Origin of the sequence: Luteibacter sp., from assembly GCF_036499525.1 — a bacterium.
GTDB lineage: Bacteria > Pseudomonadota > Gammaproteobacteria > Xanthomonadales > Rhodanobacteraceae > Luteibacter.
The window spans coordinates 112,167-130,643 of the sequence record NZ_DASYDO010000063.1; the positions used below are offsets into that span (position 1 = coordinate 112,167).

The 18,477-nt window shown below is 63.8% G+C and carries 15 protein-coding genes; 12 read left to right on the top strand and 3 right to left on the bottom strand.

What is annotated here, in order from left to right; all coding sequences use genetic code 11:
* Positions 1–16: 16 nt before the first annotated feature.
* Positions 17–763, bottom strand: coding sequence for an FAD-binding oxidoreductase (locus tag VGM71_RS12345; RefSeq protein ID WP_331545528.1), 747 nt, complete (start codon positions 761–763; stop codon positions 17–19).
* 82 nt (positions 764–845) lie between these two features.
* On the opposite strand from VGM71_RS12345, the gene VGM71_RS12350 reads away from it, so the two are divergent.
* The 12 genes from VGM71_RS12350 to dbpA all read left to right on the top strand — a co-directional run bounded on the left by VGM71_RS12350 (position 846) and on the right by dbpA (position 13,654).
* Positions 846–1,778 carry an ABC transporter ATP-binding protein gene (locus VGM71_RS12350; RefSeq protein ID WP_331545530.1) on the top strand — a complete coding sequence of 311 codons (933 nt, stop codon included), beginning with the start codon at positions 846–848 and terminating at the stop codon, positions 1,776–1,778.
* Positions 1,775–2,548: an ABC transporter permease gene (locus VGM71_RS12355; RefSeq protein ID WP_331545532.1), complete on the top strand. Its 774-nt coding sequence runs from the start codon at positions 1,775–1,777 to the stop codon at positions 2,546–2,548. Before VGM71_RS12350 ends, VGM71_RS12355 begins: the two co-directional genes overlap by 4 nt.
* Positions 2,549–2,552: 4 nt before the next feature.
* Positions 2,553–3,272: a pseudouridine synthase gene (locus VGM71_RS12360; protein ID WP_331545534.1), complete on the top strand. Its 720-nt coding sequence runs from the start codon at positions 2,553–2,555 to the stop codon at positions 3,270–3,272.
* A 186-nt stretch (positions 3,273–3,458) separates the two neighbouring features.
* On the top strand, positions 3,459–4,583 hold the full coding sequence (locus VGM71_RS12365; protein WP_331545536.1) for a hypothetical protein: 1,125 nt from the start codon (positions 3,459–3,461) through the stop codon (positions 4,581–4,583).
* Positions 4,580–5,464: a hypothetical protein gene (locus VGM71_RS12370; protein WP_331545538.1), complete on the top strand. Its 885-nt coding sequence runs from the start codon at positions 4,580–4,582 to the stop codon at positions 5,462–5,464. Before VGM71_RS12365 ends, VGM71_RS12370 begins: the two co-directional genes overlap by 4 nt.
* The gene (locus VGM71_RS12375) at positions 5,464–6,594 is read left to right on the top strand and encodes a hypothetical protein (RefSeq protein ID WP_331545540.1); all 1,131 of its coding nucleotides are present in this window, start codon (positions 5,464–5,466) and stop codon (positions 6,592–6,594) included. The genes VGM71_RS12370 and VGM71_RS12375 overlap by 1 nt, the downstream gene beginning before the upstream one ends.
* A complete protein-coding gene (locus VGM71_RS12380) occupies positions 6,591–7,664 on the top strand; it encodes a hypothetical protein (protein ID WP_331545541.1) in 1,074 nt (357 codons plus the stop codon). The genes VGM71_RS12375 and VGM71_RS12380 overlap by 4 nt, the downstream gene beginning before the upstream one ends.
* A 135-nt stretch (positions 7,665–7,799) precedes the next feature.
* Entirely contained in the window at positions 7,800–8,966 is a 1,167-nt protein-coding gene (locus VGM71_RS12385; RefSeq protein ID WP_331545543.1) for a hypothetical protein, read from the top strand.
* Positions 8,963–9,946: a hypothetical protein gene (locus VGM71_RS12390; protein ID WP_331545545.1), complete on the top strand. Its 984-nt coding sequence runs from the start codon at positions 8,963–8,965 to the stop codon at positions 9,944–9,946. The genes VGM71_RS12385 and VGM71_RS12390 overlap by 4 nt, the downstream gene beginning before the upstream one ends.
* A 193-nt stretch (positions 9,947–10,139) precedes the next feature.
* Complete coding sequence (locus VGM71_RS12395; RefSeq protein ID WP_331545547.1) at positions 10,140–11,081, top strand: hypothetical protein; 942 nt, start codon at positions 10,140–10,142, stop codon at positions 11,079–11,081.
* A 5-nt stretch (positions 11,082–11,086) separates the two neighbouring features.
* A complete protein-coding gene (locus tag VGM71_RS12400; protein ID WP_331545549.1) occupies positions 11,087–12,196 on the top strand; it encodes a hypothetical protein in 1,110 nt (369 codons plus the stop codon).
* 81 nt (positions 12,197–12,277) lie between these two features.
* Positions 12,278–13,654 (top strand): ATP-dependent RNA helicase DbpA, encoded by a 1,377-nt coding sequence (dbpA, locus tag VGM71_RS12405; RefSeq protein ID WP_331545551.1) that lies wholly within the window; start codon positions 12,278–12,280, stop codon positions 13,652–13,654.
* Between the two features lie 43 nt (positions 13,655–13,697).
* Here dbpA and hrpB read toward each other — a convergent pair whose 3' ends face one another.
* Positions 13,698–16,208, bottom strand: coding sequence for an ATP-dependent helicase HrpB (gene hrpB, locus VGM71_RS12410; RefSeq protein ID WP_331545553.1), 2,511 nt, complete (start codon positions 16,206–16,208; stop codon positions 13,698–13,700).
* A 42-nt stretch (positions 16,209–16,250) separates the two neighbouring features.
* Positions 16,251–18,443, bottom strand: coding sequence for a type II secretion system secretin GspD (gene gspD, locus VGM71_RS12415; protein WP_331545555.1), 2,193 nt, complete (start codon positions 18,441–18,443; stop codon positions 16,251–16,253).
* Positions 18,444–18,477: the final 34 nt, after the last annotated feature.

Genomic DNA, 18,477 nt, shown 5'->3' on the forward strand with positions numbered 1-18,477 from the left:
GCTCCGTCAAAGGCAGTCAGCGCGAGGAAATGTACTTCTCCCGGCGGATGTGCTGCACCGGCAGGCCGTGTTCCTTCAGTGCCGAAAACGCGGCATCGACCATGTTCGGGTTGCCGCAGAGGTAGGCGATGTCCCCCTCGCCGCTCGGCTCCAGCTCGGCCAGCATGTCCTGCACGTGGCCCAGGCGATCGTGCGGGCGCGGGTTCGGCCGTGCCCCGCGGGACAGGCAAGGATGAAAGGAGAAGCCCTCATGAGTGCGGGCGAACGCCTCGAATTCCTCGCCGTAGAGCAGTTCGCCCTCGTTGCGCGCCCCGTACAGGAGCACGAACCGGCAACCGCGCGTGGCGATCAGCGCCTCGATCTGCGGCAGCATGGCGCGGTACGGGGTGACGCCCGTGCCCGTGGCGATGAGGATGTAACGGTTGTTCTGGTCGCCGTCCATAAGGCAGAAGCGGCCGTACGGGCCGCTGGCATCCACCGTACCGCCCTGTTCCAGGCCACCCAGCAGGGCCGTGGCGGCGCCGCCGTCGACATAGCTCACGGCGATCTCGATCCGTTGAACCGGGCCGCTGCCGTCGCCCACGGTACCGACCGAATAGCTGCGTTTCGTCGGCTTGCCGTCATCGTAGTGGAAGTGCACCTGGAGAAACTGCCCCGGCACGAAGGCCAGCGGCTGGCCGTCCGCCCGCTCGAAGGACAGGTGTCGGACCGTCGGGGCCAGCATGAAGCTGTCGGCGAGGCGGAGCTGGAACTGTTCTGCCATGGAAAGTCTCTGTTGACACCGGGGAACGAAGCCGCCCGGTAAAGGCCGGTATAATAGGCGGCTTGTCATTTCGGCGCAGCCCATGACCATTCCCGCTTTAAACGTCAACGATTTAAGGAAGACCTACGGCAACGGCGTGGAGGCCCTCAAGGGCATCTCCCTCACCGTGCAGCCTGGGGATTTCTTCGCCCTGCTCGGCCCCAACGGCGCCGGCAAATCGACCCTGATCGGCATCCTTTCCTCCCTGGTGAACGCCTCTTCGGGCGACGCCGAGGTGTTCGGGGTGTCCATCCACAAGCACCGCAGCGAGGCGATGCGGCTGATCGGCCTGGTGCCCCAGGAGATCAACTTCAACCAGTTCGAAAAACCTTTCGATATCTGCGTGAACCAGGCCGGCTTCTACGGCATCGGTCGCGTGGAGGCCTCGGAGCGTGCCGAAAAGTACCTGAAGGAGCTCCGGCTCTGGGACAAGGCGCACCACCAGGCCCGCATGCTCTCCGGCGGCATGAAGCGGCGGCTGATGATCGCCCGCGCGATGATGAACGAGCCGAAGCTGCTGATTCTGGACGAGCCCACGGCCGGCGTGGATATCGAGATCCGCCGCTCCATGTGGCAGTTCGTCAGCGGCATCAACGCCGCCGGCACCACGGTGATCCTCACCACGCATTACCTTGAGGAAGCCGAGCAACTCTGCCGCAATATCGCCATCATCGACCATGGCCGCATCGTGCAGAACACCGCGATGAAGAGCCTGCTCGCCACACTGGACGTCGAAACCTTCGTGCTCGATGTCTCCGCCGTGCCGGAAACGCTCCCCGCCCCGCCCGGCGTCACGCTGCGCAAGCTGGACGACCACACCATCGAAGCCGAAATGTCCCGCGCGCACGACCTCAACTCCCTCTTCGCCACGTTGTCGGCTCACGGCGTCACCGTCACGTCCATGCGCAACAAGGCCAACCGCCTCGAGGAACTGTTCGTCCGACTGGTCGAGCACGGCCGGGAGAATGCCGCATGAGCAGTTCCACCAACCTTGTCGCCCTCGGCACCATCGTCCGCCGTGAAATCATGCGCATCATGCGCATCTGGACGCAGACGCTGATTCCGCCCGCCATCACGATGACGCTGTACTTCGTCATCTTCGGCAAGCTCATCGGCAGCCGCATCGGCCAGATGCACGGCTTCACGTACATGCAGTACATCGTGCCGGGCCTCGTCATGATGAGCATCATCACGAACAGCTACGGCAACATCTCCTCCTCGTTCTTCGGTGCGAAGTTCGGCCGCTTCGTCGAGGAAATGCTTGTATCGCCCATGCCCAACTGGGTGATCCTGCTCGGCTACATCACCGGCGCCGTAACGCGTGGCGTGATCGTCGGTGCGCTGGTTCTGGTCATCGCGCTGTTCTTCACTGACCTGCACGTAGCCCATCCGGTCATTACTTTCCTCTCGGTGGTGCTGGGCGCGTCGGTGTTCTCCCTGGCCGGTTTCGTCAACGCGGTATTCGCGAAGAAGTTCGACGACATCGCGTTGGTGCCCACTTTCGTGCTCACGCCGCTGACCTACCTGGGTGGCGTGTTCTATTCTGTGGACCTGCTGGGCGAGCCGTGGCACACCATCTCGCTGGCCAATCCCATTCTCTATATGGTGAACGCATTCCGCTTCGGCGTGCTCGGCGTGAGCGATGTGCCCATCGTCACCGCCTTCGTGGTGATGCTGGTGTTCGTGGTGGGTCTCTCGGCGGTGGCCCTCCGCCTGCTTGCACGCGGCATCGGCCTGCGTTCCTGAAGCGATGCGGGTCAATAAATACATCAGCGAGGCGGGCATATGCTCGCGTCGCGAGGCCGACGAGCTGCTGGCTGCCGGCCGCGTCACGATCAACGACGGCGTCGTCGGTATGGGTGCGAAGGCGCTCGACGGCGACGTTGTCAAGGTCGATGGCGAGGTCGTCGTCGCTCGCACCCTCATCGCCAGTCCGGCGAAAAGCCGCGGCGTCTACATCGCATTGAACAAACCGGTGGGCATTACATGCACCACCGACACCACCGTGGACGGCAACATCGTCGACTTCGTCGATCATCCGCAGCGCATCTTTCCGATCGGTCGCCTGGACAAGGATTCCGAAGGGCTGATCCTGCTTACCAGCAACGGCGACATCGTCAACGAGATCCTGCGCGCGGAGAACCACCACGAGAAGGAATACCTCGTGGCGGTGAACAAGCCCGTGACGGATGAGTTTCTCAAGGCCATGGCCAAGGGCGTCATGGTCCACGGCCAGATGACGAAACCCTGCCGCACACGGAAGATCGCCAGGTTCGGTTTCTCGATCGTGCTCATGCAGGGACTCAACCGGCAGATCCGCCTGATGGCGGCGGCCTTCGGCTACCGCGTCACGCAGCTTCGCCGTGTGCGCATCATCAATGTGAAGCTGGGTCATCTCAAGGTCGGTCAGTGGCGGAACCTGACCGAGGCGGAGCTGAAGGGCCTGCTTCCCGACCGCACCAGCTGGTAGTCGATCGCATACAGGTAGACAGGCTTCTCCTACGCGAGGCCTACGCATTCGAGATAGATATCCAGGCCATCCACCGACGGCATGACCTTCCTTCCTTGCGTCTAATGCTTACACCCGCCCGTGGTCGCGAACATGGCCGGGAGGCCCCCTCGGAGAGGGGGCTTGGCACTCGCAAGGAACCCCTACATGAAGCCACACCTGCGACTGGCAGTTTTCGCCAGCCTTCTCCCTTTATCAAGTTTGGCCGCGGACACGCCACCCTTCGATGCCTACAAGGCACTCGTCCAATTCCGCGTGCAAAACCATGGTGCGGCCAGCGCATTCGACGCCACGACCAACCCGCTTCTTTCGCAATTGCAGGTGGACACCGCCTCACCCTATAGCGATCTCATCGATCAGCCTGTCATGGCCAACGAAACGTGGTGGCCTGTCTTCCTTGAAAGCGTTCCGTCCGGTGTAGTGGCCCCGGGCGACACTATCGTCGGCATGCTGCAATGGCAACTTGGGCTGACCAAGGCCCGCCCAAACGTCGATGTTACGGTCAGCGATGAAGACACCGCGAGGTATCGAGGACACGAAGCGGCAGCGAACGCCCTCAAGGCAGAAGTCGATGCCGATATTTTCTGGAAGGCTCGCGACTTGAACGGCTCACACTTTGCCGAGGCTGCCGGCGAAGCCGTCGCCCTGCAAATTCTTCGCGACCAGATAGCTCGCAACGATGCTGAAGACTACGAGTCGCTGGCCATCAAGCCGGACGTGCTGCGGCGGTACATGGAACAAACGAACCCGGAGCGAGTAGACGACTCTGGTCGTGAATATCTAGGCACGATACTGAGACACGCCATAACCTCCAGGCCCTCCTTCGAGGACGGGGGAAGTCGCCGCGGACTGCCCACGATCTACCGCGTTGCGCGCACCGCTGCGGCGTATGCGGATGCGGATGGATACACGAGGCCCGGTGGTTACTGCTCGGGTAACCAGCCCCGACCAAGCGCACCCGATACGTGGCCCATCCAGTCCGGCAGTCCACTCTGCTTCGTCGCGGCCCATGATCGGGCGGTAACGGCATGGTACCGCTGGGAACTGCGAGACGAAGCTGTGCGGCGCCCGCCACCACCGGAACAATCCGGCTTGTCCAAGCTGATGCACTGGGTTGGCGTGGCCCTCCTGCTCATTGACGGCGCGGCCTTCATGGAAACCATAGATGCCGCCGTCGCCGACGACCTCGCCTTCGAGGGCGCCCTCAGCGACGAGGAAGCCGAATTGGCCAGCCGGCGCGCCTCGCGCCTTACGTGTGGAATCCACCGATGAGAAAGTTACTTGTATTTGTCTTCTGCTTGCTTTCGCAAGCGGCCTGGGCGGGAAAGATCGAGCTCCAGTCGGGTGCTGGAAACATTCCCGCCATCCTGGAGAGGGAGGCCCAATACCACCTCGATGCCTTTCTGATGTTCATCGCCGACCACCCGGACATCGTGAGCGATGTCTCTTACATGGATAACATACGCGCTCGCGCCATCGGGATGACCGTCGCACGATTTGAATACACCTACGAGATCAACGGACGCTCCTTCACAAAGGTGTACCACGCACGAAGCGGAAGGTCGGTGGGAGGAACGGTAGCCGACGCAAGATATGGCTCCGGCGGCACCAGCGATTCCGGGACGATGAATGAAGACATCCTTCGAGAGGCTCAAGAGACGGAATACTACCCGCGGGATACGCCTTTCAATGTCCGGGCTCGTAACCTGACACCGGTGCCGGGCTCCGGCATCGTGGCCCAGGGACCCCGGAGCGACGCCGAACTGAAGGCCGTCCGCGCCATCCAGACCAATATCGAGGACGGAATCATCCCGAGGGGCGGCACGCTTACGGCTTATGTCAGCAAAACCCCGTGCCAGTCCTGTACGAACGCTATCCGAAACTTCGCCGAGGAGTACAACGTCGACGGTACCGTCCACTTTATGATCGAGGGCAAAGGGACCGTGGAAGGCCCAGGGAAGGTGAAGAGAAGCATGCGGGCAAACCAGACGTTTTTCACGAAACAGAAGGACCGGGTCAAGGCGCAGTTTCGGAACGGCAATGTGAGAAAGCCAACATCCATAGCTTGGGGGGAAGACAGCGAGCGGCTGTTGGCAACCCAAAGGGAGCTCGAACTGACAGGCGCCACATCGACCGCGGAAGCCTGCGAGTAATGACTCTGCATACGTGGGCACAGGCGCGCCTGTTTGCGGTCTCGTTGCTGGTGTCTGTGCAGGCAACGGGCGCTGTGGTCGTGGGCGTCGACGTCGTTTCCGCCTTGCAGCGCGAGCGAATGGAGCGTTTGGGTCCCGTCGAGGCATTGAATCGAAGCAGCGCGTCCATGGCGCGCGACATGCTCGTCGATCCTGCCTCACCCTACAGCGAGGTCCAACCCCTTCCGGCGTTCGTGAACGATCTGGCTTGGCCGGCGGCACTGGAAAGCCTGCCGGAGCAACTTGACGATCAGCAGGCGCTAGACGTCATCCGTTGGGACCTGGGCATGACGCGTGCCCGGCCCGGCGTCGACATCCCAGTCGGCGCCGTCCATGGCTATCGCGACAGGTTTGTCGCTGCCAGCGCGATCAAGGCCGATGTCGACGCCGACATCTTCTGGCACATGCTCGACCTCACCGGCTTCAGGCACTCCACGAAAGCTGCTTACTACGCGACAGGCATGCAGGTGCTGCGCAATCAGATGGGCACCACCGAGCCTGCACAGCTGGCCGCACTAGGCATCGATGTGGACGTGTTCCGGCGGGTCATGCAGGCCCGGAGCCTGTCCTATATCGCGGACCACGACCTGCGTTACCTCTCTGCGCTGGTCCAGCATCGCCTGATCCACTGGCAGGCCGGTGGCGATGCCTCGACGGGACTGCGGGAACTGCCCATGGCGTTTCGTATTGCACGGGTTGCCGCGGCGTACCGCGATGCCGAGGGATATTTCGTCGGCTCACCGTGCCGGCCCGATGGCTCGCCGGCGGCAAACGTTGCCGGTACTGGCATGCCCGGAGATCCTCGCGATCTCTGTTTCGTCGCCGCCACCGATCGTGCCGTGCACCGCTGGTATCTCGATGAAGTGCGCGCCCAGGCAATACCCAGGCGCGACAGACCCGAGCCAAATGGCCTCGCACGACTCACCGGCCTTCTCTCGCTGGCATTCCCACTGCTCGAATGGGTCACGGCGATCGAGGTAGTGGAGGCCATCATTGCCGACGATCTCGTGAGCGCGGAAGCACTCAGCGTCGAGGATGCCGAGGTTGCGTCCGAGAGGGCCGATCTCATCAGCTGCCGGATTCCAAGATGACCCCGCGGAAAACCATCTTTGCCATGCTTTCACTCACCATGCTCATTGCCGCACCGGCCGAAGGCCGGGGAGGCACCGTCGTCATCGAAGACATGGATCTGGACAAGGGTAACGTCACTGCCCTCCTGGAGCAGACCAGCCAGTATTACGTCGATGCGATGACCAGGCTTGTCGCAGAGCGCTATCCGGACGAGTACCGCCCCATTCGCTGGGAAGACCTCGAAACGGCAATGACGCGCAATCGCGTGGCACGAGTCGAATACCACTTCCGCGTTGCCGGTGAGGAGCGTGTGCGCGTGTACCACGCGATGGGCGGTGAGCCTCTGGGAATCATAGGCGAGTCTATCTTCGAAGGTCCGACGCGGCCGGTCACGCCCGATACACTCGACCCGTCGGAAGACTCAGGCGAAGGAGCTTCGGAAACATCGGCTGCCTCCCGGTCGCCAGCCCAGCGAGAGGCGGCCGATGTCGCGGATGAGGCCTTCTTCACGACGTTCGACGATATCGATGTCAGAGCGCGCGTCCTTCCGATGGACGGATCGTCGCTCGAGCCGTTTCAGGTCGAAGGATGGCAGGGTGAACTCGATGCGGAGCTGAAGGCGTTGCGGCATATCGAGCACGATATAACCACCGGCTCCCTACCCAGGGGCGGACGCATCGACGCGAAAGTAGGCGACATCCTGTGCCAATCCTGCACCGAGGCGATGAGGAGCATGGCCGAGACGTACGATGTTGACATCCGTGCCACGCAGATTTACCGGACCCTGCCATCCACCAAGCAGAAAGTACTAATCCAGTCCGGGAAGGCCCGACTTTCCCGCGGGCGCCTGGTCGACGTATCTAACGGACGGCCACTCCTTGCAGAAGATGCGCTCACCGGTGCACGCGAAGCACAGGTCCGGCGTAGTCTGAGTCCCCGCGCCATGGGTCGGACGTTCAAGGGAATGTCCTGGCAGGGTCGCTCGTTCAAGCTTGGCGCTTCGTCGGGGCCCTTTCCATCGCCCCACCCGGAAGAGGGAAGACGTCCGAATCATTCTGATGTCGAGGAACCACGTCCACCGGAATGCTGAGAGGTAAGTGGTAGCCCTATCCAGAAGTAAAGCTGGTGACCCTGTCCATGCAGGGTGTGTCTGACTCCGTTCCCGCCTCTTCCTGACGCAATCATGAGGACATCCTTCTAGGGGCGATCCAGGAGGCCGGAGAAAATGGCCGAGTCGATGCATCATGCATGCGGCACATGCGGAGTTCCCCACGACATGAAGTCAATCGTCCGGCTGGCCGTTATGGCCTTGCTTGTTTCACTACCCGAATTCGCCATAGCTACTACACCACCCGTCGACGTTCATCGCGAGCTGGTTCGTTACCGGGCGGTCAAGCACGGCATTTCACGAGCCCTTGCCCACAATACGCACCGTTTCGTCAGCATGTTCCTCGAAGACCCCACCTCTCCGTATAGCGATATCGACGGACGACCTTCGATTACCAACGAATTATGGTGGCATGCATTTATCGACAGCTTGCCGATCGACGCAGCCGACAAGAATCGCGCGGCGCTCGAGACACTGCAATGGCAGTTGGGGCTCACCAAGGCCAGACCCGGTATCGAAGTCGCCGTCAGCGAATCACTGGCAAAGCTTTATCGCGGCAAGGAAGCCGCAGCCAGCGCCCTGAAGGCTGGCGTCGACGCCGATATCTTCTGGAAGGCCAGAGACATGAACGGAACCCTGTCCGCCGTCGCCGCCGGCTATGCCGTCGCCCTGCAGTTGCTTCGCGACAAGGTGAACTCGGTACAGCCCGCCCGTTACGCCGCGATGGGCATCAAGCCGAACGTACTGGCGCGTTACCTCCGGCAGGACCGCCCGGATGCTATCAGCGAATACGACACGCAGTACCTCGACGACCTCCTCCGCTACGCAATCAATGACGGCCATCTGACGATCGATGCGAAAGGCGACCGTCAACTACCTGCCCACTTTCGGGTAGCGCGAGTCGCTGCAGCCTACGCCGATGCTGCCGGCTACTTCACGGGTCCAACCTGCGCGGGAAACGCTCCCGCGGGGCAGTCCACGATGCCAGCTATCGGGCAACTCTGCCTGATCGCAGCCACCGACCGCGCGGTCCATGCCTGGTACCGGCAGGAAAAGCACCGGCAGACGGAAACGTTGCGCCTTCATCGGAGTCAACACGAAGCCAGGCACGGCTTCTTCACCCTGGTAACCGTGGTGCTCGCCCTGGCCGACCTTGCCGCATTTCTCGAGCCCATCGAAGCCTCCTTCGTCGACGAACTCGCCTCGTCGGGCGAACTCGCCGAAGCCGATGCCGAGTTCGCCAGCAATCGCTCCAATCGCCTGACATGCAGGATCGAAAAATGAGCAAGCACTTCACGTTCACGGCGCTTCGGGCAGCGACGCTGACGCTGTGCCTCGCCTCGGCCACTGTCCATGCGGGCACCATCGACGTCCTTCCTGGCTCCGGTGACGCCATCGTGGCCATGCTCAAGGGGCATTCCGATACCTTCGCCAATGCCTACCTGAAGATGATCAAGAAGGAAGGCCTGTCACCTACCGGCAGGTCCCTCAACAAGCTCAGGGGAGCAATGCACACGTCGGTCATTGCACGGATGGAATACACCTACGAGAAGAACGGCACGACCCATACGCGAACCTACTACGGGAGAAGCGGGCCTGCCATGAGGGTTATCTATGACCGATCCACGTTCCCGGGGTCCTCGACCGGTAGCGCGCCGGGCAGTTCGACTGGCGAAACTTCGGGATCCGACTCCGGCTCCCGCCCTTACGAAATCACCCCGGACGACCTCGCCCGCGACGCGGAGGAGCAGATCTACTATCCCAGCGATCCGTCCTCCGTGCGGGCACCCAACCTCCCTCCGGAAGGCTCAGCGGTGGAGGCAACCGAGGTAAGAACCGCTGACGGCAGGCTCGTCAGTCACGCGGCCGATGGAGAACTGAAGATATTCAGGAAGATCGAAGCAGACATCTTAAAGGGCGATGTGACCAAGGGCGGGAAGCTACTTGGCTATGCAAGCAAGGCATTATGCGATTCCTGTGAGCGGGCATCTGCCGCGCTCGCCGACGAGTTCGATATCGACGGCCAGATTTTTCAGCTCGTCGAGCCGGTGAACGGCGTCACCTCGACCGATGTGCTACTGGCCGAAAGCAATACGTCGTCCCTCAAGTTGAAGAGCATGCGCAAGGCATTCGCCGACACACATTTCGGCTCCACGGGAGTCAGCGCCCCCATCGAGGAATACGGACTGGGCGTCGATCGAATCGCCGCTATCGAAAGCGAGGAATCCGGCGAGGCGCTAGTGGGAGCAGCATGTGGTGAATAACGGCCAAAGCCATACAGGGAGCCCTACCGCTTGGTGGGGCACCCGTCGCTCAGCCGCGCTTATCTTCCTTATCCTGCCGGCGTGCGCCCTGGCGTCAGTCGTCGACGGCATCGACCTGTTGTCGCGCCTCCAGCACGAACGCGTAGCCCGGCTGGGTGCGGAGGACGCTTTCACGACAACGAACGCGGCGGTCATGCATCAGATGCTTGTCGATCCCGCCTCGCCCTACTCGGCGACCGTGGACCGACCCGCCTTCACCAATGACCTCGACTGGCTCGAGGTGGTCGCCGGCTTGCCCGGCAACGCCAGCAGCGAAGATGCGCTCGCCGCGCTCTATCGGGACCTCGGCCTTGGTCGGGCCAGGCCCGGTATCGATGTCACACCCAGCACGGGCTTCCGCGATGCCTTCCTTGGCGCCAACGCAGCAAAGGCGTCCGTGGATGCCGATATTTTCTGGCACACGCTGGACATGGCCGGCTATCGTCATTCGGCCAGGGCGGCGACCTATGCTGTCGCCATCCAGATCCTGCGCTGGCAAATGGCGACAACCGCTCCCGAGCGATGGGCCGCGGTCGGGATAGATGCGGGCGTGTTCAAGCGGTTCATGGCGACGCAGCACCTGGGCGACCTGGCGGATTACGATCTGGAGTATCTGGGCACACTCGTCCAGCACCGGCTCATCCATCGGGAAGTGGCTGCCTCGGGCGTGCGCGAACTACCGGTCGCCTTCCGCGTCGCCCGGGTCGCTGCTGCGTATCGCGATGCGCAAGGTTACTTTGTCGCTCCGCCTTGTCGTTCCGACGCCTCACCGGCCCCGCGGAACGCGGGTACGGGAACGGATGGCGATGACCGGCCGCTCTGCTTCGTGGCGGCAACCGATCGCGCTGTGCACCGCTGGTATCGCGACGAAGTACGGCGAGAGGCGGCATCGGCACCGCAAAGGGAACACTCCAGTCTGCAAAGAGCCTTCGCCTTTATCGGAGCCATCCTCGCTCTCGTCGATCTGGCTCCGCTCGTCGAAGTGATGGAAGCCGTCACCGCGGACGAACTGGCTACCGCTGAGATATTGACGCCGGCGGAGGCCGAGGTCGCCTCGGAACGAGCCGATGTCCTTTCCTGTGCCATCCCGGAGTAGGGTTCATGAGTAAGCCATGCCTCGCCATGCTTTCGCTGGCCATCCTTGCCCTGCCCTGCTCGCCGCTGCTTGCCACCGGCGTTGTCACGCAGACCCGTGTCACGCTTGACGACGGCAATGTCACGGCACTGCTAGAAAAGACGAGCCAGTATCACGTGGACGCGATGCGTACCCTGATCGACGCACGCTATCGGGATAACTATCGCGCCATCCGATGGGAATCCCTTGAAACCGCGATGCGCGACGCACCGCTGGCAAGGCTGGAATACCACTACACGATGAACGGTACCGCGCAGGTCAAGGTGTATCACGCCATGGGCGGCCGGCCGCTCGGATCGATAGCCAAGTCGATCTTCGAAGGCCCCACCCGCCCCGGCACACCGGACACGCCGGTCTCGCCAGGTTGGCCCGATCCGGAGATCGACGGCGATGAAGCCCTCACAATAGACGCGTCCGATCTCGTGGATGACGCTGCTGTCGACGTCGAAGACAGCGCCTTCTTCGTGGAATTCAATGAGACCAACGTGCGTGCGCGCATCCTCCCCACCGAAGGCTCGGCGCTTAGTGCCTTCGCCGATGACGAACGCAATCGCGCTTTCGACCCCGAGTTCAAGGCCATGCGGACCATCGAACACGATCTCGTCACGGAAACCTTGCCCAGGGGAGGAAGCGTTCGGGGCTTCGTGAGCACACCCACGTGCTCCTCTTGCAAATATGCCATGCAACGGCTGGCCGATACCTATGGGCTGGATCTGCACGTGACTAACGTCGTCGACCGGCTTACTTCCAGCGCGCGGCAACAACTCATCGACGCAGGGACGGCGCGTGTCAAGGGCACACTCCTGGTGGACGCGACGAGTGGGCGGCCCCTGATGGCCGCCGATCTGCTTCACGGCGCACGCGCGGCCCAGATCAGGCAGACGCTGAGTCCCCGCGCCATGGGCCGCACCTTCAAAGGCATGTCGTGGACCCGTCGCTCGTTCCACCTCGGCGTACCAGTGGTTCCCCGGCTTTCCCGGGTTTCCGAGGGTTCGAACTCGCCTGGCAACTCCAGTCGCGAGGGTTCTCCCTCGATCAACAACGACGCCGCGGAAACATCCAACCCGGGTTGCTGAGCACCCGGGCGAGCCAAGGCCACCACAGGCCATCAAGGCATGCTGACGGTACCCGAGCCGGTACCGTGCGATCATGACGGCATGAACACCTTCAGCCAGACCGGCCTTCTGCCCGCCCTCGTGACCGCCGTGGACTCCCTGGGCTACGAGACGATGACCCCGATCCAGCAGGCGAGCCTGCCACCGATCCTGGACGGCCGCGACGTCATCGCCCAGGCCCGCACCGGTAGCGGCAAGACCGCCGCCTTCGCTCTCGGCCTGCTGCAGAAGATCGACGTGGAATCCATTCGCCTGCAAGCCCTCGTGCTCTGCCCGACGCGCGAACTCGCCGACCAGGTGAGCAAGGCGATCCGGCGATTCGCAGTGAATATCCCCAACGTGAAGCTGCTGACCCTGTGTGGCGGCATGCCACTGGGACCCCAGCTCGCATCGCTCGAACACGATCCGCATATCGTCGTGGGCACGCCGGGCCGCGTGCAGGAGCACCTGAAGCGCGGCAGCCTGCATGGCGGCGGCATCAAGGTGCTGGTGCTGGACGAGGCAGACCGCATGCTCGACATGGGCTTCGAGGAAGCCATGGACGACATCGTCAAGCGTATCGCGAAGCACCACCAGACCTTACTCTTCTCGGCCACGTACCCGGATTCGATCCGCGCCGTCAGCGCGCGCATGCAGCAGGATCCCGTCAGCGTATCCGTCGAGGAAACGCACGACGAAACCAGCATCGAGCAACGCTTCGTCGAAGCGGAACCGCCGGTCAAGGCCGATGTGCTGTCACGCATCCTTACCCACGAGAAGCCTGAAGCGGTCCTGGTCTTCGTCAACATGCGCAAGGACACCGAGGCCGTGGCCGCCGAACTCGACCGCCGGGGATTCTCCGCGCTCGCCCTGCACGGCGACCTCGACCAGCGCGATCGCGACGAGGTGCTGGTTCGCTTCGCCAACCGCAGCTGCACGGTCTTGGTAGCAACGGATGTCGCGGCGCGCGGTCTCGATATCGCCGACCTGCCGTTGGTGGTGAGCTACGACATCGCGCATGATCCGGATACGCACACGCACCGCGTCGGACGCACCGGCCGTGCGGGAGCGACCGGTCTCGCCATCCTGCTCGCCAGCTCGCGGGAGTTGAACAAGCTGCGCGCGATCGAGGAACGCGTGGGTACTCCCCTCGGACGCTATCCGGCGAAGCCTGCCGGAGACGGCCGAAAGGTGTTGAACCTCGCACCGATGAAAACGCTCGTGATCGACGGCGGCCGCAAGGACAAGATGCGGCCCGGCGACATCCTGGGTGCGCTCACCGGCGAGGCAGGCCTGGATGGCAAGGACATCGGCAAGATCGACGTCTATGCCACGCGCGCCTACGTGGCGATCCGTCGCGACCTCGCCAACAAGGCGCTGGAACGCCTGCGCGCGGGGAAGATCAAGGGCCGCAACTTTCGCGTCCGCCCTCTGGGCTGAACGTTCCCGGCACGCAGTCCCGTTGTGCCGGACCCGGCCTGGTTCAGGTGCCGCGCGGCTTGGCCCGGTGGGTCGCCGTGGCCGTCCACGGATCGTCCGGCCAAGGGTGTTTCGGATAACGGCCCTTCAGTTCTTTCTTCACCTCCGGATAGGTGCGATCCCAGAAGCCCGCAAGGTCCTGGGTGACCTGGATGGGCCGCCCCGCGGGTGACAACAGGTGAAGCATGACCGGTACGCGTCCATCGCCGACACGCGGGGTGTCAGCCAGACCGAACAGCTCCTGCAGCTTCACGGCAAGGACGGGGGGCGCCCCGGCATCGTCGTCGCGCGTGCCGTAATCGAGCCGGCGCGACATGCCGCTGGGCACCTTCAGGTCTTCCGGCGCATGCGTGTCCAGCGCACGGCGCTGGTCGTAGTCAAGCATGGAGGACAGCGCCTGCGACAATTCAGCCGCCTGCAGCGCCTCGAGCCTTCGCTTTCCCGAAAGGTGCGGGGATAGCCAGGCGTCGAGGTCGCGCAGGAGGGCCTCGTCGCCGACATCCGGCAAGCCAAGTTCGGGACGCCACGCGCGCAGCGCACCAATGCGTGCACGCAGGCGCCGGGCCTGTTCGCTCCACGGCAAGGCATCGATGCCCCGCGCGCGGATCGCAGCGAGCAGTACCTGTATCGCATCGTCGTCGGTCAGGGGCACCTGGCGGCGCGCCATGACAAGCGCATCGAAACGCCGTTCCTCGAAACCCTCGGCGATCTGCCGGGACTCGTCCCAACGCACCACGCGCTCGACTACGAAACGGCCGGCATGGTCACGTTCGAGCACAGCGGGATCGAACGGGACAGCAGCGAAGACGAGGCTATCGCGCGCGTCAAGGCGCAGGTCGAGCATGATGAGCCATGGTTCGCCATGTAGCGCGCTCGCTTCGTGCAGGCGTGCGCCGCGGCCATTCGCGAGCTGGTAGCGCAATGGCTGCGCATCGTCGCGGCGCGCGACGCGATCCGGAAAGGCGTGGACAAGCAGGTCGCCGACGGCATGGCTGTCCGGTACGCCGCTCGCGCCCGAGCGCACGCCCAGGCGACGGCGCCAGCCCGCGGCGACCTTCTCGATCGCGGCCAAGGCACCCACGTCGGCGGATCCGGTGCGGGCGGCGCGAGCGCCACCGTCCCGCCACAGGTGGAGTGCGGCGACTCGTTGGCGAAAATCGTCCGTCCGTCCCTGCTCGCCGCGCAGCGGAGACCTTGCCTCGACAAGGGCCAGCAGATCGGCGACGAGCGCGCGATGTGAAGCTGGCGCCCGCAGCGCCGCGGCGGCGAGACGCGGACTGGCGCCCAGCACCAGCATCTCCCGGCCGAGCTTCGTGATGGCGAAGGTCTCATCAATGGCACCCAGCCTGCGCAGCAGATCCCGCGCCTGGCCCAGCGCCCCCTGCGGCGGCTTGTCCAGCCAGGGAAGTTCCTCACTGCCCCATCCCGCCAGTTCCAATGCCAGCCCTGAGAGTTCGGCGTGCTCGATCTCGGCGCCGCGCGACGACTCCAGCCGCCGGCTCTGCGGCCAAAGACGATAGGCGATGCCTTCCGCGACACGGCCTGCGCGCCCCGCGCGCTGGTCGGCCGAGGCCTGCGAGATCGCGACGGTTTCAAGACGCGAGAAACCGGAAGGCGGATCGAAGCGCGGCTCGCGCGCGAGCCCCGTATCGACGACGGCGCGAATGCCCGGCAAGGTCACACTCGATTCCGCGACATTGGTCGCCAGCACGACACGCCGCACACCCCGTTCGGCAGGTGCGAGCGCGAGCTGCTGCTCCGCCAGCGAAAGATCGCCATGCAACGGAACGACATCGACCTCTCCCATGCCACGTTCGAGCAAGCCGCGTGCGCGCTCGATCTCGCGACGGCCAGGCAGGAAAGCGAGCACGTCGCCGTCGGTTTCTCGCAGCGCCAGCTGTACCGTGCGAACGAGGTGCTGTTCGCTCGTTTCCTGCGTGCGCGCGGGCGGATGCTCGATTCGAACCGGAAAGCTGCGGCCAGGACTTGAAAGCCGTGGCGCATCCAGCCATCGGGCGATACGCTCGCCGTCCAGGGTCGCCGACATCACCAGTAGTCGTAACCCGGGACGCACGCTGGCCTGTACGTCGAGCGCCAGTGCCGCTCCGAGGTCACCGGCAAGATGCCTTTCATGGAACTCGTCGAAAAGGATCGCGCCCACGCCTTCGAGCGTGGGATCGTCCTGGATCATGCGGCCGAGGATGCCCTCCGTGACCACTTCGATACGTGTGCGCGGACCGACACGCGACTCGAAACGGATGCGGTACCCGACTGTTTCGCCGACCTCCTCGCCGATCTGCCGGGCCATGAATGATGCGGCGGCGCGCGCAGCGATGCGCCGTGGCTCGAGCATCACGATCCGGCCACCGGCTAGCCAGGGCGCATCGAGCAGGGCCAGCGGCACCTGAGTGGTCTTGCCGGCGCCGGGCGGCGCCTCCAGCACCAGGCGAGGACGCCCGGCGAGGGAGGCGACGATCTCGGGAAGCAGCGGGGAGATGGGGAAGACGGGGGCCATGCGCGTGTATGTTACGCAAAGCCCGCCGGACATCGCGCGAGGTCAGCCCTCCACGTCGCTTCCCTCGGCCTGCGATGCCTTCGTGGCCGAGGCTTCGAACGGCCGCAGCGAGCGGAACGCGCGACGGTAATCGTCGGACACGCGCTTGGCATCCTCTCCGTTGGCGATCACCCTCGGCGTGATGAGCACGAGTAGCTCCGTGCGCATCGTGGAGTTCCCACGGTCCCGGAACAGGGCGCCCAGAAACGGAATACGCGAAAGCCCTGGCACGCCGCTGCGCTGTTCCTCGTTCAATTCGCGTATCAACCCGCCAAGCAGAACCGTCTGCCCGCTTTGCACCGCCACCTGGGTAATCAGCTTGCGTTTGACGATGGGCAGGTTCGGGCCGATCTGGTTCCGATCGACCCGGCTCACTTCCTGCGCGACATCGAGGTAGACCAGGCCACCGGGATTCACGCGGGGCCGCACGTCGAGGATCACGCCAGTGTCCTTGTACTCCACCTGGCCGACCTGGCTACTGCCACCCAGCGAGGTATTCACATAGGTTTGTGTCACGGGGAACTGGTCGCCTACCTGTATGCGGGCCTTGCGATTGTTGACGACGACGAGCGAAGGCGCGGAGAGGATCTTCGTATGGCTATCGCGCTCCATCGCGCGAATGGCCACCTGAAGATCATGATTGATGAACGAGTAAAAGAACGTATCGGGCCGGGTCGTGGGGCCAGGAGGGAGCTGACCCAGCATCCATCGCTGCTTGTTGCCCGGCTGGGTCACATCGCCGTCACCGCCGGCAAGGCCTTCCAGGTACCACTGGACGCCGAAGCGGAACGAATCGACGAGCGCGACTTCGAGGATGCGCGTCTCGATCTGGACCTGTAGGGGCACGGTATCGAGACGCTCGATCGCCTGGCGGATTTCGGCCCACTGTGATGGCCGCGCGCGCACTATCAGCTGGTTGTTCGCGTCCACCGCGGTGATGCTTATGCCTGAGCGTAATTCGCCGCCCTGGCCGGAAGGAGTCGACGAAGGCGGTGCGAAGAACGCAGAGGACTCGTCCTGGGTGTCCATGTCGCCGCCCACGCCCTCGCTACCACCTGTTTCGAACCCCTTGTCGGTGTCCAGCGAGAATGGCGTGAGCCCGGGTGCAAGGCGCGGCGGGGTATCACCGCTGACCGAGCCGCCAAAGACGTTGCCCACGTATTTCGCGACATCCGATGCCAGCAAGTTGCGCACCTCGTAGACAAACAGGCGCGGCTCGTTGCCGCCACCGCGATCGATGCGCGCAATCCAGTCGCCCACCTGGTCGAGGTGTCCGGCCTGGGTGGAAATCACCACGATCGCATTGGTCCGTTCGATGGGAATGAAACGGACGAGGCCGGCGATGGGCGTGCCGCTCTTTTCCCCAAATACCGATTCCATGGCCGGAAGCAGTTCACCGACGGAGGCGTTCTCCAGGCTGAACACGCCCACCGACATGCCAGCGATCCAGTCGACGTCGAAGGTGTCGACGGTTTCCTGATAGTTGGCGAGTTCGTCGCGCGACCCTGCCAGGACGAGCACGTTGCGCGCGGGATCGGCGAGCAGTATCGCGCCGCGCACGACGAAGGGTTCAAGCAGTTTCTGCATCGCCGGCGCCGCGACGTAGCGCAGCGGAAACAGCCTCGCGCTCGTACCCGGGGCCGGCTTGCCTGCCTTCAGGCTCGGTACGAGACGACCGGCCACGGCCTGGCTCGCGGGCAGCACACTGTAGCGGCTTCCCTCTCGCACGATTGCGTTGCCGGTCCACGAGAGCATGGTTTCGAGGATCGGCAGCGCCTCGTCGCGCCGCACGGGTTTGGCGGTGGAAAAGGAAATGGATCCTTCCACCCCGGGAGCAATCGAATAGTTGGCGTCGAGGAGGTCGCCCAGGATGGCCTTCACCACGGCCTCGATCGGCTGGTTCTCGAAATTGAGTGTGACCGTACCTTCGCCTTTCGCTTCGGGATGGGGACTGTCGATCCCGCGCGGACGAATGAACCGCCCATTGCCGCGATGGATGTCGCTGCCGGAGATCGCATCCGCCGTCGCTGCCTGCTGTGCATCCTGGCTCGCGAGGGGAAGCGGAGCGGGCACGGCTTTGTCTACGCCCGCCAGGGCTTGCCGTTCCAGTTCGTCGTCCGGTCGTGCATTCTTCGGGGCGCAAGCCGCCGTCAGCAGGCCCATGAGTATGGCCATGCCAAGCATTCCGCGTTTCATGATGTACTTCCTCCTTCCCTGGGCGCGGTATCGC

Bases quoted from the DNA above. Each gene is read 5' to 3' on its own strand.
- VGM71_RS12345 (WP_331545528.1), bottom strand. From the start codon at position 763: ATGGCAGAACAGTTCCAGCTCCGCCTCGCCGACAGCTTCATGCTGGCC.
- VGM71_RS12350 (WP_331545530.1), top strand. From the start codon at position 846: ATGACCATTCCCGCTTTAAACGTCAACGATTTAAGGAAGACCTACGGC.
- VGM71_RS12355 (WP_331545532.1), top strand. From the start codon at position 1,775: ATGAGCAGTTCCACCAACCTTGTCGCCCTCGGCACCATCGTCCGCCGT.
- VGM71_RS12360 (WP_331545534.1), top strand. From the start codon at position 2,553: ATGCGGGTCAATAAATACATCAGCGAGGCGGGCATATGCTCGCGTCGC.
- VGM71_RS12365 (WP_331545536.1), top strand. From the start codon at position 3,459: ATGAAGCCACACCTGCGACTGGCAGTTTTCGCCAGCCTTCTCCCTTTA.
- VGM71_RS12370 (WP_331545538.1), top strand. From the start codon at position 4,580: ATGAGAAAGTTACTTGTATTTGTCTTCTGCTTGCTTTCGCAAGCGGCC.
- VGM71_RS12375 (WP_331545540.1), top strand. From the start codon at position 5,464: ATGACTCTGCATACGTGGGCACAGGCGCGCCTGTTTGCGGTCTCGTTG.
- VGM71_RS12380 (WP_331545541.1), top strand. From the start codon at position 6,591: ATGACCCCGCGGAAAACCATCTTTGCCATGCTTTCACTCACCATGCTC.
- VGM71_RS12385 (WP_331545543.1), top strand. From the start codon at position 7,800: ATGGCCGAGTCGATGCATCATGCATGCGGCACATGCGGAGTTCCCCAC.
- VGM71_RS12390 (WP_331545545.1), top strand. From the start codon at position 8,963: ATGAGCAAGCACTTCACGTTCACGGCGCTTCGGGCAGCGACGCTGACG.
- VGM71_RS12395 (WP_331545547.1), top strand. From the start codon at position 10,140: ATGCATCAGATGCTTGTCGATCCCGCCTCGCCCTACTCGGCGACCGTG.
- VGM71_RS12400 (WP_331545549.1), top strand. From the start codon at position 11,087: ATGAGTAAGCCATGCCTCGCCATGCTTTCGCTGGCCATCCTTGCCCTG.
- dbpA (WP_331545551.1), top strand. From the start codon at position 12,278: ATGAACACCTTCAGCCAGACCGGCCTTCTGCCCGCCCTCGTGACCGCC.
- hrpB (WP_331545553.1), bottom strand. From the start codon at position 16,208: ATGGCCCCCGTCTTCCCCATCTCCCCGCTGCTTCCCGAGATCGTCGCC.
- gspD (WP_331545555.1), bottom strand. From the start codon at position 18,443: ATGAAACGCGGAATGCTTGGCATGGCCATACTCATGGGCCTGCTGACG.